Source organism: Streptomyces sp. CNZ287, assembly GCF_007827615.1.
The window spans coordinates 1-15,963 of the sequence record NZ_VISV01000017.1 but is presented as its reverse complement, the minus strand read 5'-3'; the positions used below and the strand labels follow the sequence as shown (position 1 = coordinate 15,963).

The window sequence follows — 15,963 nt, the reverse complement described above, 5'->3', positions numbered from 1 at the left end:
GGGATCAGTCCACCGGGAGTGCGTAGAGGGCGTCCTTGGACAGGACGAGGGCGATGCCGTCGTCCGCGGCGAGCACGCGGCCGGAGACGCCCGTACCGTCGCCGGAGGAGCCGCCGCCCTCGCTGACCGTGGCGAACCGCCAGAGCGGGGCGCCGTCGCGGGTGTCGAACGCCTGCACCTCGGCGTCGTTGCTGTAGAAGAGGGTGCCGCCGGTGCCGCTGAGGACGACGTCGGTGACGTCGAACCGGCCGCCGGAGTAGACCGGGGTGCGCCACACCCGCTTGCCGTTCTTCACCGACAGCGCCGTCACCTCGGCGCCCTGCGTGCCGTACAGCACGCGCGAGCGCGTGTCGGTCAGCTCCCCGGAGAAGTGCTCCTTCATCGGGTGCTCCCACAGCTTCTTGGCGCCGCGCATCTCGAATCCCCGCAGGGTGTCGCCCTCGTTCTTGGGGCTGACGAGTATCCCGGCCCCGGTGGCGAAGGTGCTGGGGCCGTCGTAGTCCTCGATGCCGGCGAACTTCTGCTCCCACGCCTTGTCCCCGCTGCGCCGGTCGAGCGCAAGGTACGAGAAGTCGAAGCCGGAGGTGGGGGCGCTGGGGATGAGCAGCTCGCGGCCGCGGATCTTCATCCTCTCGCCGTCGCTGAGCGGATTGTCGTTCAGGTCGCCGTAGCCCTCGGGCAGCGGCTTGTTCCACACCTCTTCGCCCTTGCGGGTGTCGTACGCGACCATGGAGAACTCCTCCATGTCGGAACCCCGCGTGGCCAGGAAGTAGACGATCCCGTCGACCGCGCCGACGGCCTCCTGGAAGGACAGCTTGCCGTCCACCGCGTAGTCCTCGATGGCGCCCTTCGACTTGCCGCCGGCGATGTCGACGACCTCCATGGGGCCGAACATCGGGATGAGGAGCACCTGGCCCCGGCCGAGGTCGAACAGCCCCCCGTCCGCGAAGACGTCGGAGTCCCACGCCTTCTTGCCGGTGCGCACGTTCACGGCGGTGAGCGCGCCCATCGTCTCCACGACGGCGATCTTGCCGAGGAGGCTGATCGAGTCGGCCTCCTGGCCCTGGAGCGAGTAGTGCCACAGCGGCGTGGGCGCGGCGCCCTTTGCGGGGGTGGTGCGGTAGACCGGCGGATCCTCCTTGGTCGCCCGGCGGTACGCGTAGACGCCGCCCCCGCCGGCCGCGAGGCCCGCGGGGCCGAAGGCGAGGCCGCGCAGCAGGGCGCGGCGGCCAGGCCGCGGCGGGGGCACGGAGGTCTCCCCGGCGCCCGCTCCGGCCGACGTCTCCGGCGTCTGCCCGGGAGCCGGCGGACCGCCGGGGCCGCCGGGCTCGCCGGGGCCCGGCGGCGGCGCGAGCGGGCCCTGCGCGGGCAGCGACGGCAGTTGCGCGGTCAGCGCCGCGGCGACGGCGCCGGGCACCTGCTGCTGCCCGGGCTCCGCGGGAAGGGTTTGCTGCGCCTGCTGGAGCTGCTGGAGCAGCGCGTCCGCGCGCGGGCGCTGTGCCGGATCCCGGGCCAGGCAGCCGACGAGGACGGAGGCCAGCGGCTCGGGCAGCGCGGCCGGGTCGGGGGAGTGGGCACCGGTGGCGGCGTACGCCAGCACCACGCCCAGCGCGTAGACGTCGCCCAGCGGCCGCGGCACCCCGCCGGCGTGCTGCTCCGGGGGCAGCCACGCGGGCGGCAGCCCGGGCACCGCCGTACGGGGCCCGTCGCCCGGCGCCGCGGCCCGTACCGCGCCGTACGCCACGAGCCGCGGCCCTGCCGCCGTCAGCAGCACGGCGGCGGGCGTCAGCCCCGCGTACACCAGGCCCTGCGCGTGCGCCTGGAGCACCGCGGCGGCCAGCGACACACCCAACTGGCAGACGTACGGCACCGGCAGCGGACCGCCCTGCGCCGCCAGCGCCGCGGGCAGCGGCAGCGCGGGCGCGCAGTCGTAGGCCACCCACGGCTCCTCGTCCTGCGGCGCCACCCCGGCCACCGGCGCGGCGGCAGGACCGGCCAGCCGCGCGGACGTGCCGGCCTCGGAGGCGAACCGGACCCGGAAGCCCGGGTCGGCGGCGAGCGCCTCGGGCGGCGTCATCAGCACCACGACCCGGCCGAGCGGCTCGCTGTACGCCAGATGGAACCGCGGCCCGCCGGCGCCGGACCCGGCTTCGGGACCGGACGTGCCCAGCGGCGCGACGATCCGGTGCGGGCCCACTCTCTCCTGGCCGCCGACGGTGGTGCCGGTCGCGCCGCCGGTGTGACCGCCGGAGCCGGTCAACGTCTGCATACGAACAATCCCCCTTGCCGCCACGCGCTCAGTCCAGCGGCAGCGCGTACACGCTGCTCCCGCTCGCGATCACGGCCGTGTCCTTGCCGACCGCCACCCGGCGCCGGTGTGCGTACTTCGGCTTGCCCGGCCGCATGTCGGTGAACCGCCACAGCAGGTCGCCGCCGTCCGCGTCGTACGCCAGCACCTGCGTGTCGTCGCCCGCGATCAGGACCTTCTCGTCGGGCGTGACGTGCAGCGGCGGCGCCTGGACGAGCACCCCGACGTAGGCGAGCTGCGGGTTGCGCTTCCACTGCTCCTCGCCCGAGTCCCGCGCCACGGAGTGCACGGCGCGGAAGGTGTCGAGGGCGTGGACCATCTCGCCCTGCACGGCGGGCGGGCCGAAGTTCTGCGGGTTGGTGCTCTCCACGTCCTCGTCCCACGGCTCCGCGGTCACGCTCCACACCTCGTCGCCGCCGCTCGCGTCGTACCCGCGCATCGTCTTGCCGGCGGTGGCGACCAGCAGGTCCCTGCCCGCCGCGGCCCAGTGGCCGCCCGCCATCCCGGCGTACTCCTGCGCCCACCGCTCCTCGCCGCTGCCGAGGTCGAGCGCGGAGACCGCGGCCGGCTTGTCGCGGTGCCTGGCGTCCTCGTCGGCCTCGGGCACCAGGACGACCGAGCCGCCGGGGAAGAGCGCGGCGGTCGAGGCGGCCGAGCCGGGCGAGCGCCACAGCTCGCGGCGCTCGGCGAGGTCGAAGCCGACGACGGTCAGCTCGCCGCCCTCCTCGACGGTGAACGCGGCCGTGTCGCCGGCCACGCCGAGCAGCGCGCGGTACGGCGTCTTGCCGCCGCGGCGGAACTTCTCCGACGTCCACGCCACCGAGCCGCTCGCGGCGTCGAGCACCGTCAGGTCCTTGCCGGGCACCAGCACCATGCCGTCGGCGAGCGGCACCGCGGGCGCCGACGCGCGGACGTCCGACTGCTCCCACAGCTCCTCGCCGGTGCGCAGGTCCAGCGCGAAGACGCCGGACTTCGCGACGACCAGCGCGGTGGTGCCCGCGGCGACGGCCGGCGGTCCTACCGGCTCCACCTTGCCGAGGCCCTTGCCCCACAGCACGGGGGGCGGGGCGCCGTTCAGCCGCTTCCTGCCGGTGGTGCGCGCGGCCAGCCGCTCCGCGGTGGTCGGCGGCGGAGGCGGATCCTCCGTGGTCGCGGCCCAGGCCGCGGCGCCGCCGGCCGCGACGCCCACCGCCCCGCCGGCGATGCCGGCGATCAGGGCGCGGCGGGTGGCGGGACGGCCGATGACGGTGGTGCCGCCGATCAGGTCCGGGGTGCCGGGGCCCGGGGCCGGCGCCGCGAGGAACGCGGGGTCCGGCTCGGTCTCGGCGGCGAGCACGTCGGCGGCCTGGAGCGCGAGCGCGGCGCTGACCCGGCGGGGCAGCCAGCCGGGGGCCAGCGCGGCGCCGGAGCGGGTGGTCGCCGCGTCGAGCACGGTCCCGGGGGCGGCCGCGCCCATGCCGGGTGCCGCGGAGTGGCCGGGTGCCGCGGCGTGCAGCAGTTCGGGCAGCAGCGCGGCGGCGGCGGGGCGGCGGGCCGGGTCGGGGTGGAGGCAGGGCTCCAGGGCGGCGCGGAGTGAGGGCTGGAGCAGGTCCAGCGGGTTCGCGGGGGTGCCGTATGCGCCCGTGGCGTACGGGTCCGCGGCGTACGGGTCCGGGCCGTACCCGGGATCGCCGGTGAGCGGGTCCGTCAGCGGGTCACCGAAGGCCCCCGCCTGCGGGTCCGCGGCCTGGCCGCCCGGAAGCAGCCCGGTGGCGGCGTACAGGAGCACCGCGGCCAGTGCGTACACGTCCCCCAGCGGCCGCGGCCGCCCGCCCGCCGCCTGCTCCGGCGGCAGGAACTCCGGTATCAGCCCGGCCAGGCTCCCGCGCGGGCTGCCGTCGGCGCCCGCCGCGCTCACCGTGCCGTAGCCGGTGAGCAGCGGTCCGTCACCGGTGAGCAGCACGGCCGTCGGGTCGAGCCCGCCGTGCGCCATGCCCGCGGCGTGCAGCGAGGCCAGCGTCTCGGCCAGCGCGGCGCCCACGGCGTACACGGTGCGCTCGGGCAGCGGGCCCTGCTGGGCGTCGAGCGCGGCGGGCAGCGGCAGCGCGGGCCGGTACGGCATCGCCCACCACGGCGGTCCCGTGGCCGACAGCTCGCTCACCGGCGCCAGCCACGGTCCGCCCGTGCCGCCGAGGCGCTGGGCCTCGGCGGCGGCGGCGTGGAAGCGCCCGGCGTGGCCGTGGTCGGCGGCCGTCGCCTCGGTGCGCGGTGCGGTGATCAGGACTGTGCGTTCTCCACCCGGCGCCTGCGCGATGTAGCGCGCGGCCGGCGCGCGCATCTCGCCCGCGTCCGTGTCCAGACGCCCCACCGGCCGGTACGCCCCGAACTGCTCGGGGTCGTCGAGTCGCAGCGGTTCCATACCCCCTCCTAGGAACTGGCCGCACGCAGCCTACCGGGGACGGCCGGGCTCCGTGCCGGGCGGGGGGTAATTGGTCCCGCGCGGCAGGGGAGAAAGTCCCGCGCGAGCGCCGCGGATTCTTATCGGGAAGTGGCGTGCACCACATGCCTCTGAAGGAATCCTAAAAGCGGTAGTAGCGGAATCTGACGAGGGTCCGGGACTTTAGCCCCTGCGGTCACCTGACTTTTGGCAGGGGAGTCCGCCGGACTTGTGGACACGGCCCGTGTGAATGGCTCTGACCTGCATATATGGCCTACGCCAGCCCTCCCGTGCGCCGTCCGGGGGCGTTCTCCTGGCCCTTTTCGGAACGTCCGCAAGGGGCAGAAAAACCCGACTCGCCACTACGACCCCGGCTCGTACCAAGCATCCTTGTCCGTCCCGATCCGGCGCGTTACCAAGGTGATGCGACCTCGGAGCGCAGCCGGGGTCGAAACCTTTCTGGAGGGAATTCAGAGAATGTCCAAGCACGCCAAGTTCACCGCCCCCATAGCCACCACCGCGATGCTCGCCGCCGGCGGCGGCATGGTTCTCGCCCTGGGCTCCGGGGTGGCCACGGCCGACAGCAAGCCCGACTGGGTCAAGCCCGTCACGGCCGACTACGACGTCACCGGTCAGTACAACCAGGGCGGTGCCCGCTGGGCCGCCAAGCACAGCGGCCAGGACTTCGCCGCCCCCACGGGCACGAAGGTGAAGGCGGCCAGCGACGGCACCGTCGTCACGGCCGGCTGGGGCGGCGCCTACGGCAACAACATCGTGATCAAGCACGGTGAGGGCCTTTACACCCAGTACGCCCACCTGTCCAAGATCGACGTGAACGTGGGCGAGAAGGTCAACGCCAAGGAGCTGATCGGCAAGATCGGCACGACCGGCAACTCCACCGGTCCGCACCTGCACTTCGAGGTCCGCACCACCCCCGACTACGGTTCCGCCGTGGACCCGGTCGCGTTCCTCAGCAAGCACGGTGTCAAGATCTGACCCGCACCCCCGGCCCCGCCGGGTGGCGCCGCACGGCGGTCTTCGGGCCGCCGTGCGGCTGATAGGCTGGCGGACGGTTCGCGTGAGCGCCCCCGTGTCCCACGGGTGAGGCGCCGCGACCGCCCCGCCTGCCGAGTCACCGCAGATTCCCTGTGACCAAAACCAGGGGCGCTCGGCGGCGCCGATCCGAGGAGTGGGAAAGCATGTCGCTCGACACCGCGACGAAGAAGAAGATCATGGCCGAGTACGCCACGAAGGAAGGCGACACCGGCTCGCCCGAGGTCCAGGTGGCGATGCTCACCCAGCGCATCAGCGACCTGACCGAGCACCTGAAGACCCACAAGCACGACCACCACTCGCGCCGCGGTCTCCTCCTGCTCGTCGGCCGCCGCCGCCGGCTGCTGCAGTACCTGGCGAAGAAGGACATCGCCCGCTTCCGTACGCTGGTCGACCGCCTCGGCATCCGCCGCGGCGCCGCCGGCGCCCGCTAGCCCCGTATGAGGGAGCGGTTCCCCGCACCGGGAGCCGCTCCCTCGGCGTATGCCCGCAGCGCTCCGGTTTCGCCCGGACGCCGGGCCGGTCCGTCCGTACGGACCCTTACCGAACGGTTGCCAGCCAGCCGTCGAGACGCCGCCAGGGGGACTTGTACTCTGGTCGGCAGGACATCAGCACAGAGTGAATACGGGGAGCAACCGCCCGCAGCCGCCGGACCAGTGCCGACAGCGGGCGCCGGTCCTCGGTAGTGGCCTTCGGAGCACGCGAGAGCGCGCACCCCGGTGGCTTCGATCGAAGACCGGCCCGGCCTACAGCCGCTCATCCGGGCCCGAGCCTGCCGCGCGGGTGCTCCACCGCTCACCGCCCACGCCACACGGGCGTGGGCGCAGACGAGGAGAATTTCCTGGTGGAGAACGAAACCCACTACAGCGAGGCCGTCATCGACAACGGCTCGTTCGGCACCCGCACCATCCGCTTCGAGACCGGCCGGCTCGCCAAGCTCGCCGCCGGCTCCGCTGTCGCCTACCTCGACGACGAGACCATGGTCCTCGCGGCGACCAGCGCCTCCAAGCAGCCCAAGGACCAGCTCGACTTCTTCCCGCTGACGGTGGACGTCGAAGAGCGCATGTACGCCATCGGCAAGATCCCCGGCTCCTTCTTCCGCCGCGAGGGCCGCCCCAGCGAGGACGCCATCCTCACCTGCCGGCTCATCGACCGGCCGCTGCGCCCCTCCTTCAAGAAGGGCCTGCGCAACGAGATCCAGATCGTCGCCACGATCGAGGCGCTCAACCCCGACCACCTCTACGACGTGGTCGCCATCAACGCCGCGTCCGCCTCCACCCAGCTGGCGGGCCTGCCCTTCTCCGGCCCCATCGGCGGCACCCGCGTCGCCCTCATCCGCGGTCAGTGGGTGGCGTTCCCCACCCACGCCGAGCTGGAGGAGGCCGTCTTCGACATGGTCGTCGCCGGCCGCGTCCTCGACGACGGCGACGTGGCGATCATGATGGTCGAGGCCGAGGCCACCGACCAGACCGTCGAGCTGGTCAAGGGCGGTGCCACCGCGCCGACCGAGGAGGTCGTCGCCGCCGGCCTGGACGCCGCCAAGCCCTTCATCAAGACCCTGTGCAAGGCGCAGGCCGACCTCGCCGCCAAGGCCGCCAAGCCGACCGGTGAGTTCCCCGTCTTCCTCGACTACCAGGACGACGTGCTCCAGGCGCTCACCCAGGCCGTGCGCGACGAGCTGGCCCAGGCCCTCACCATCAGCAACAAGCTGGAGCGCGAGGCGGAGCTGGACCGCGTCAAGGACGTCGCCGCCGAGAAGCTGCTGCCGCAGTTCGAGGGCCGCGAGAAGGAGATCTCCGCGGCGTACCGCGCGCTCACCAAGGAGCTGGTGCGCGAGCGCGTCATCCGCGAGAAGGTCCGTATCGACGGCCGCGGCGTGACCGACATCCGCCCGCTGGCCGTCGAGGTCGAGGCGATCCCGCGGGTGCACGGCTCGGCGCTCTTCGAGCGCGGCGAGACCCAGATCATGGGCGTGACGACGCTGAACATGCTCCGCATGGAGCAGCAGCTCGACACCCTCAACCCGGTGACGCGCAAGCGCTACATGCACAACTACATCTTCCCGCCGTACTCCACCGGCGAGACCGGCCGCGTCGGCACCCCGAAGCGCCGCGAGATCGGCCACGGCGCGCTCGCCGAGCGCGCCATCGTGCCGGTGCTGCCCAGCCGCGAGGACTTCCCGTACGCGATCCGCCAGGTCTCCGAGGCCCTCGGCTCCAACGGCTCGACGTCCATGGGCTCCGTCTGCGCCTCGACGATGTCGCTGCTGAACGCCGGTGTGCCGCTGAAGGCCCCGGTCGCCGGCATCGCCATGGGCCTGATCTCCAAGGAGATCGAGGGCGAGACCCGCTACGTGACGCTGACCGACATCCTCGGCGCCGAGGACGCCTTCGGCGACATGGACTTCAAGGTCGCCGGCACCAAGGAGTTCGTCACCGCCCTGCAGCTCGACACCAAGCTCGACGGCATCCCCGCCTCCGTGCTGGCCGCGGCCCTGAAGCAGGCCCGCGACGCCCGGCTGCACATCCTCGACGTGATGATGGAGGCCATCGACCGGCCGGACGAGATGTCCCCGCACGCCCCGCGGATCATCACCATCAAGATCCCGGTGGACAAGATCGGCGAGGTCATCGGCCCCAAGGGCAAGATGATCAACCAGATCCAGGAGGACACCGGCGCCGAGATCACCATCGAGGACGACGGCACGATCTACATCGGCGCCGCCGACGGCCCGGCCGCCGAGGCCGCCCGTACGACCATCAACGGCATCGCCAACCCGACGATGCCCGAGGTCGGCGAGCGCTACCTGGGCACGGTCGTGAAGACCACCTCCTTCGGCGCCTTCGTCTCCCTCCTCCCCGGCAAGGACGGCCTGCTGCACATCTCGCAGATCCGCAAGCTCGCCGGCGGCAAGCGCGTGGAGAACGTCGAGGACGTCCTCGGCGTCGGCCAGAAGGTCCAGGTCGAGATCGCCGAGATCGACCAGCGCGGCAAGCTGTCCCTCATCCCCGTCCTGGAGGACGAGGAGAAGGACGGCGACGACGCCGGGAAGTCCGAGGACGAGTCCGCGAAGTGACTCTCCCCCGCAGTAGTCGGAAGGCGGCCCGCCCCCCGTACCGGGGGCGGGCCGTCCCCCGTCCGCGCTCCACCACCGCGACGCTCCTCGAAGGCGCCGACGGCTCTGCCGGCCCGGATGGTGCCGGCACCGTACGCAAGACGGTGCTGCCCGGCGGGCTGCGCGTGCTCACCGAGAGGCTGCCCGCCGTCCGCTCGGCGACCTTCGGCATCTGGGCGCACGTCGGCTCCCGCGACGAGACCCCCGCGCTCGGCGGCGCCACGCACTACCTGGAGCACCTGCTCTTCAAGGGCACCAGGACGCGCTCGGCCCTCGACATCTCCGCGCCCATCGACGCGGTCGGCGGGGAGATGAACGCGTTCACGGCCAAGGAGTACACCTGCTACTACGCGCGGGTCCTCGACACGGACCTGCCGCTGGCCATCGACATCGTCTGCGACATGCTCACCGGCTCCGTCATCCGCGCCGAGGACGTCGAGGCCGAACGTGGCGTCGTCCTCGAAGAGATCGCGATGACCGAGGACGACCCCGGTGACTGCGTCCACGACCTCTTCGCCCGCACGATGCTCGGCGACACCCCCCTCGGCCGCCCCGTCCTCGGCACCGTCGAGACCGTCACGGCCCTCACCCGCGACCGCGTCGCCCGCTTCTACCAGCGCCACTACGTGCCCGCCCGGCTCGTCGTCGCCGCCGCGGGCAACGTCGACCACGACGACGTCGTACGCCGCGTGGCCGCCGCCTTCGACCGCGCCGGCGCGCTCGACGCCACCGCCGCCGCCCCGCACGGCCCCCGCGCCGGCAGCCGCGCCCTGCGCACCGCGGGCCGCTTCGAGCTCCAGGAGCGCCGCACCGAGCAGACCCACCTCGTCCTCGGCGCCCCCGGCGTCGGCCGGCACGACGAGCGCCGCTGGGCGCTCAGCGTGCTGTCCGCGGCGCTCGGCGGCGGCATGAGCTCCCGGCTCTTCCAGGAGATCCGGGAGAAGCGCGGCCTGGCCTACTCCGTGTACTCGTACACCTCGGGATTCGCCGACTGCGGCCTCTTCGGCGTCTACGCGGGCTGCCGCCCCGCGCAGGCCGCCGACGTGCTCAAGCTCTGCCGCGAGGAGCTGGCGCTCGTCGCGAAGAAGGGGCTGCCCGACGACGAGGTCGCGCGCGCCGTCGGCCAGTTGTGCGGCTCCCTGGTGCTGGGCCTGGAGGACACCGGTGCGCTGATGCACCGGCTCGGCAAGAGCGAGCTGTGCTGGGGCGAGCAGATGTCGGTCGACGACATGCTGGCCCGTATCCGCGCCGTCACCCCCGACGACGTCCGCGAGGTGGCCGCGACCGTCCTGGGCCGCCGCCCGTCCCTCTCCGTCATCGGCCCGGTCACGGACCGCCAGGCCACCGCGCTGCGGGCGGCGGTGGCCTGAGGGAGCGGGGCGCGGGTGCCGCGGGGACACGGCGTAACGTGGGCGCGTGCCCGCGGCCGCGGCGACGCCCCCTCCCGGAGCAACCCATCGACACCGGAGGTAGTACGCGCATGACCACCCAGCTCAAGGTCGGCGTCATCGGCGCCCGCGGCCGTATCGGCTCCGAGGCCGCCGGGGCGGTCGAGGCCGCCGGGGACATGGACCTCGTCGCCGCCGTCGACCGCGACGACGACCTCGCGGAGCTGACCCGGGCCGGCGCTCAGGTCGCCGTCGAGCTGACCCACCCGGACTCCGCCCCCGCCAACGTCGACTTCTGCGTACGCCACGGAATCCACGCCGTCGTCGGCACCACCGGCTGGACCGACGACCGCCTCGCCGCGCTGCGCGCCCGGCTCGCGGAAAGCCCCGGCACGGGCGTGCTCATCGCCCCGAACTTCTCCCTCGGCGCCGTCCTCACCATGCACTTCGCCCGGCAGGCCGCGAGGTTCTTCGAGTCCGCCGAGGTCGTCGAGCTGCACCACCCGAACAAGGCCGACGCCCCGTCCGGCACCGCGACCCGCACCGCCCGCCTCATCGCCGAGGCCCGCCGCGAGGCCGGCCTGCCGCCGCAGCCCGACGCCACCGCCACCGCCCTGCCCGGCGCCCGCGGCGCCGACGTCGACGGGGTGCCCGTGCACGCCGTACGGCTCCGGGGACTCCTCGCCCACCAGGAGGTGCTGCTCGGGGACACGGGGGAGACCCTCACCATCCGGCACGACTCCCTGCACCACAGCAGCTTCATGCCGGGCATCCTGCTCGCCGCCCGCCGGGTGCCCGGGACCCCGGGCCTGACGGTCGGCCTGGAACACTTCCTCGACCTCGGCTGACGCCGCCAACGGGGCCCCGCTCATGCGCTCGAAGATCACGTACATCGTGCTGTCGGCCGTGCTGGTCGTGTACTTCTTCCTCGCCGGCACCCGCGGCTGGTACCTGCTGCGCGAGGGCACGCCGCTGACCGTCGCCTTCGGGGTCGCCGTGCTCGTGCTCCCCGCCATCGGCATCTGGTTCCTCTGGCACACCACCGCCTTCGCCCGCGCCGCGAGCGCGCTGGCACGGGAGCTCGACGCCGAGGGCGGGCTGCCGGTCGACGAGCTGAAGCGCACCCCGAGCGGCCGTATCGACCGCGACTCGGCCGACGCCGTCTTCCGCCGCCGCAAGGCCGAGACGGAGGCGGCGCCGGAGGACTGGCGGAGCTGGTTCCGGCTGGCGGTCGCGTACCACGACGCGCGGGACACCCCGCGGGCGCGCAAGGCGATGCAGCAGGCGATCAGGCTGCGCCGGGCGGCGGGCTAGCTAGCGGGGCCGTACGCGGGCGGGCGCCGCCGGCGGCGCCACGGCAGCGTCAGCGCAGCTCCGTCGCCCACGCCTCGACGGTGTCGGCCGCCCGGTCGAACGCCTCGGGGCGGCTCAGGAAGTCGGCGTTGGAGTCCGTCAGCAGCGGCCGCAGCGGCGCCGCGTCCCCGCCCCGCCCGCGCCGCGCCCCCGGGACCACGAGGAGTGCCTGTCCCTGCACCGTACGCGGCAGGCCGAGCCACTTCACCGGCTGCTGCACGGTCCGTACGGCCGCGACCTCGTCCCACGCCAGGGTGACGGTGCGGAGGAGATGCACCTGCCGCAGCCCGTGCGCGCTCACCCACACCCCGACCCGCAGCAGCCGCAGCGCCGCCAGGATGAAGCCCCCCGCCACGCCCGCGCAGGTCAGCGCGCCCGTGACCGAGTCCGCGAGCAGCATGATGACGGTCGCGAAGAGGAGATACGAGGCGAGCAGCAGCTCGATGGCCGCCATGAGCACCCGCCAGGGTCCCGGACGGTACGGCCGGCGCCAGCGGTCGCGGTCGGCGTAGGGGAGGGGCGCGTCGCCGGCGACGTCTCCGAAGTCGCGGTCGGCGGTGAGAAAGGGCAGTGGCACGCCTGCGAGGCTAGCGAGGCCCCGGCGGGCCCACCACCCCGGGGGTGCGGACGGGGCAACCGGGCCGGCCGTGACGGCGGTGACAGGGGTGCCGCGGGCGGCGTCAGGGGGTGTGCTGCGCGGACCCCGGGTCGTCGGTGAGCTCCATGGCCGGGATGCCGAACACCACCGCGCCGACGAGCCCCGCCACTATCAGCACTCCCACCAGCGCCCGGCCGGCGATCTCGCCGATCCCGGCGCGTTTCACGGGGGGCGGCACGGGGGCGTCGCTGCGGAAGCGGTCGGCCTCCGCTACGAAGGCGAACGGAACGGGCTCACGCCGACGGCGAAGCATGCGGGGCACCACCTCAGGGATCGTGGGTTTGTCGACTTGACTCCTGCCATCCGGGCAACGTCGGAACGTCCCGTAAAGTGCCCAGATCCAGGGCCATGTGCTGAATACCTCAAAGATACCCGGCCGTAGCGGGCGCCCGGCGGGCCGGCGGAGCCGGGGGCGCTCGATAGGGGCTGCAAATTGTCCGGAATGGTGGTTATCGCGAAGTTCGCCTAGGCTGAGGATACGAACCCGGTACTGCTTGAACCCCCGAGCAGGCAGTGCCGGGTTCTCCCGCGCCTGCCGCACCGCACGCCACCCAAGCGCGCACTCCGGGCATTCTTACGAGTAGCGTGTCACTCATGGCTCCGACATCCACCCCGCAGACGCCCTTCGGACGGATGCTGACCGCCATGGTCACGCCGTTCACCCCCGCTGGCGCCCTCGACCTCGACGGCGCCCAGCGACTCGCCGCCCACCTCGTCGACGCAGGCAACGACGGGCTGGTGCTCAACGGCACCACCGGTGAGTCCCCTACCACGAGCGATGCGGAGAAAGCCCAGCTCGTACGGGCCGTGGTGGACGCCGTCGGCGACCGCGCCCACATCGTCGCCGGAGCCTCGACGAACGACACCCGGCACAGCGTCGAGCTGGCCCGCGCCGCCCAGGACGCCGGCGCCCACGGCCTGCTGGCCGTCACGCCGTACTACAGCAAGCCGCCGCAGCAGGGCCTCTACGCCCACTTCACGGCCATCGCCGACGCCACCGACCTGCCCGTGATGCTCTACGACATCCCCGGCCGCAGTGGCGTCCCGATCAACACCGAGACCATGGTCCGGCTGGCGGAGCACCCCCGGATCGTCGCCAACAAGGACGCCAAGGGCGACCTCGGCCGCGCGAGCTGGGCCATCGCCCAGACGGGCCTGGCCTGGTACTCCGGCGACGACATGCTGAACCTGCCACTGCTGTCCGTCGGCGGCGTCGGATTCGTCTCCGTCGTCGGCCACCTCGTCACCCCCGAACTGGTCGCCCTCATCGAGGCGTACACCGGCGGGGACGTGGCCAAGGCCACCGAACTGCACCAGCAACTGCTCCCCGTCTACACCGGCATGTTCCGCACCCAGGGCGTCATCACCGTCAAGGCGGCGCTCACCCTGCGGCAGATGCCCGGCGGCCCGCTGCGGCTGCCCCTCGTCGGACTCTCGCCGGAGGAGACGGAGCAGCTCAAGCGGGACCTCAAGGGCGGCGGTGTGCACGTGTAGCCGTACGCGCCCGGCCGTACGCGTCGCACCACCGCCGTCCTCACCGCCGTAGAGACGTCACAACCGCATACCGAGAAATCCGCGGCGCGGCTTCAGGGAAGCCGCCGTCGCACGCATCCATGTGCGCCCCGCCCGGGCCCGCCGCCGGGACCCGGCCGGTGCGCATGGTGAGGAGACACCTTTGAGCCATCCCCATCCCGAACTCGGCCCACCCCCCGCACTCGCGGAGGGCGCCCTGCGCGTCACGCCGCTCGGCGGACTCGGCGAGATCGGCCGCAACATGACCGTCTTCGAGTACGGCGGCCGCCTGCTGATCGTCGACTGCGGCGTCCTCTTCCCCGAAGAGGAGCAGCCCGGGGTCGACCTGATCCTTCCCGACTTCTCCACCATCAGGGACCGCCTCGACGACATCGAGGGCATCGTCCTCACGCACGGCCACGAGGACCACATCGGCGCCGTGCCGTACCTGCTCCGCGAGAAGGCGGACATTCCCCTGATCGGCTCCAAGCTGACCCTCGCCCTCATCGAGGCCAAGCTCCAGGAGCACCGCATCCGCCCGTACACCCTCCAGGTCGCCGAGGGCGGCAGGGAGCGCATCGGGCCCTTCGACTGCGAGTTCGTCTCCGTCAACCACTCCATCCCGGACAGCCTGGCCGTCGCCGTCCGCACCCCCGCGGGCGTCGTCGTGCACACCGGCGACTTCAAGATGGACCAACTACCCCTCGACGGCCGCCTCACCGACCTGCCCGCGTTCGCGCGCCTCGGCGAGGAGGGCATCGACCTGCTGCTGGTGGACTCCACCAACGCCGAGGTCCCGGGGTTCGTGGCCCCGGAGAAGGACATCTCCGGCGTGCTGCGCGGGGTGTTCGCGGCGGCGCAGCGAAGGATCATCGTCGCGAGCTTCGCGAGCCATGTGCACCGCATCCAGCAGGTCCTGGACGCGGCGCACGGGTACGGCAGGAAGGTCGCCTTCGTCGGCCGCTCCATGGTCCGCAACATGGGCATTGCCCGCGACCTCGGCTACCTGCGCGTGCCCGCGGGACTCGTCGTCGACGTGAAGACCCTCGACGACCTGCCGGACCGCGAGGTCGTCTTGGTCTGTACGGGCTCGCAGGGCGAGCCGATGGCCGCCCTGTCCCGGATGGCCAACCGTGACCACCAGATCCGCATCGTCGCCGGCGACACCGTCATCCTCGCCTCGTCCCTGATCCCCGGGAACGAGAACGCGGTCTACCGCGTGATCAACGGCCTCACCCGCTGGGGCGCCAACGTCGTCCACAAGGGCAACGCCAAGGTCCACGTCTCGGGCCACGCCTCGGCCGGCGAACTGCTGTACTTCTACAACATCTGCAAACCCCGCAACGTCATGCCGGTCCACGGAGAATGGCGCCACTTGCGCGCCAACGCCGAACTCGCGGCGGCGACGGGCGTCCGCGCGGACCGCATCGTCATCGCGGAGGACGGCGTGGCCGTCGACCTGGTCGACGGGGTCGCCAAGATCTCCGGCAAGGTCCAGGCGGGATACGTGTACGTCGACGGCCTCTCCGTCGGCGACGTGACGGAGTCCTCGCTCAAGGACCGCCGCATCCTCGGCGAGGAGGGCATCATCAGCGTCTTCGTCGTGGTGGACAGCACCACGGGGAAGATCGTGGGCGGCCCCCACGTCCAGAGCCGCGGTTCCGGCATCGAGGACGGGGCGTTCCGGGACGTCATCCCGAAGCTGGAGGAGGCCCTCGCCAAGTCCGCCTCGGACGGCGTCGCCGAGACGCACCAGCTCCAGCAGTTGGTCCGGCGCACGGTGGGCAAGTGGGTCTCCGACACCTTCCGCCGCCGCCCGATGATCCTCCCGGTCGTCGTCGAGGTCTGACGCCCCACGGGAGACGCCCCGTTGCCCCCGGCCCGGCCCCAACCCCCGCCTCGGACATTGCCCCAGGCGGGGGTTGGGGCCGGAGCCGATTTGCACGAGGACCGAACGTCCAGTAGGTTGACGACACCGCCTGATGAGCCCGAGGGCCTTCGTGCCCGCTCAACTGAGGCTGAGGGGCGGTCATTTCAACCCACAGGAAGCTGATAGGGTTGGAACACACCGAAGGGAAACGCCCGGAGAGGCCCGGAAGGGTTTTGAAGGTAGTGTCCGTTCTTTGAGAACTCAACAGTGTGCCAAGTAATCGATGCCAA

Annotated in this window: 12 protein-coding genes; 8 read left to right on the top strand and 4 right to left on the bottom strand. The window is 72.9% G+C overall.

What is annotated here, in order from left to right; all coding sequences use genetic code 11:
• Window positions 1-4: 4 nt before the first annotated feature.
• Entirely contained in the window at window positions 5-2,269 is a 2,265-nt protein-coding gene (locus FB457_RS26260) for an outer membrane protein assembly factor BamB family protein (protein WP_145783489.1), read from the bottom strand.
• 28 nt (window positions 2,270-2,297) lie between these two features.
• A complete protein-coding gene (locus FB457_RS26255; RefSeq protein WP_145783488.1) occupies window positions 2,298-4,706 on the bottom strand; it encodes an outer membrane protein assembly factor BamB family protein in 2,409 nt (802 codons plus the stop codon).
• Window positions 4,707-5,201: 495 nt separating this feature from the next.
• Between FB457_RS26255 and FB457_RS26250 the strand changes: the two genes are divergently transcribed.
• From FB457_RS26250 to FB457_RS26225, 6 genes are all read left to right on the top strand, one after another.
• On the top strand, window positions 5,202-5,720 hold the full coding sequence (locus FB457_RS26250) for a M23 family metallopeptidase (protein ID WP_047018413.1): 519 nt from the start codon (window positions 5,202-5,204) through the stop codon (window positions 5,718-5,720).
• Between the two features lie 203 nt (window positions 5,721-5,923).
• Complete coding sequence (gene rpsO / locus FB457_RS26245) at window positions 5,924-6,211, top strand: 30S ribosomal protein S15 (protein WP_027743620.1); 288 nt, start codon at window positions 5,924-5,926, stop codon at window positions 6,209-6,211.
• A gap of 410 nt (window positions 6,212-6,621) precedes the next feature.
• On the top strand, window positions 6,622-8,853 hold the full coding sequence (locus tag FB457_RS26240; RefSeq protein ID WP_047018414.1) for a polyribonucleotide nucleotidyltransferase: 2,232 nt from the start codon (window positions 6,622-6,624) through the stop codon (window positions 8,851-8,853).
• Window positions 8,850-10,262 carry a M16 family metallopeptidase gene (locus tag FB457_RS26235; protein WP_047018415.1) on the top strand — a complete coding sequence of 471 codons (1,413 nt, stop codon included), beginning with the start codon at window positions 8,850-8,852 and terminating at the stop codon, window positions 10,260-10,262. The genes FB457_RS26240 and FB457_RS26235 overlap by 4 nt, the downstream gene beginning before the upstream one ends.
• A gap of 110 nt (window positions 10,263-10,372) precedes the next feature.
• The gene (dapB, locus tag FB457_RS26230; RefSeq protein WP_047018416.1) at window positions 10,373-11,128 is read left to right on the top strand and encodes a 4-hydroxy-tetrahydrodipicolinate reductase; all 756 of its coding nucleotides are present in this window, start codon (window positions 10,373-10,375) and stop codon (window positions 11,126-11,128) included.
• Window positions 11,129-11,150: 22 nt separating this feature from the next.
• Window positions 11,151-11,594, top strand: coding sequence for a tetratricopeptide repeat protein (locus FB457_RS26225; RefSeq protein ID WP_047018417.1), 444 nt, complete (start codon window positions 11,151-11,153; stop codon window positions 11,592-11,594).
• Window positions 11,595-11,643: 49 nt separating this feature from the next.
• Here FB457_RS26225 and FB457_RS26220 read toward each other — a convergent pair whose 3' ends face one another.
• Complete coding sequence (locus tag FB457_RS26220; protein WP_047018418.1) at window positions 11,644-12,210, bottom strand: hypothetical protein; 567 nt, start codon at window positions 12,208-12,210, stop codon at window positions 11,644-11,646.
• Between the two features lie 103 nt (window positions 12,211-12,313).
• Window positions 12,314-12,544, bottom strand: coding sequence for a hypothetical protein (locus tag FB457_RS26215; RefSeq protein ID WP_047020424.1), 231 nt, complete (start codon window positions 12,542-12,544; stop codon window positions 12,314-12,316).
• 341 nt (window positions 12,545-12,885) lie between these two features.
• Here FB457_RS26215 and dapA point away from each other — a divergent pair, with 341 nt between their 5' ends.
• Together dapA and FB457_RS26205 are read left to right on the top strand one after the other, a co-directional pair.
• The gene (dapA, locus tag FB457_RS26210) at window positions 12,886-13,785 is read left to right on the top strand and encodes a 4-hydroxy-tetrahydrodipicolinate synthase (RefSeq protein ID WP_047018419.1); all 900 of its coding nucleotides are present in this window, start codon (window positions 12,886-12,888) and stop codon (window positions 13,783-13,785) included.
• 181 nt (window positions 13,786-13,966) lie between these two features.
• A complete protein-coding gene (locus FB457_RS26205; protein ID WP_047018420.1) occupies window positions 13,967-15,652 on the top strand; it encodes a ribonuclease J in 1,686 nt (561 codons plus the stop codon).
• Window positions 15,653-15,963 lie beyond the last annotated feature (311 nt).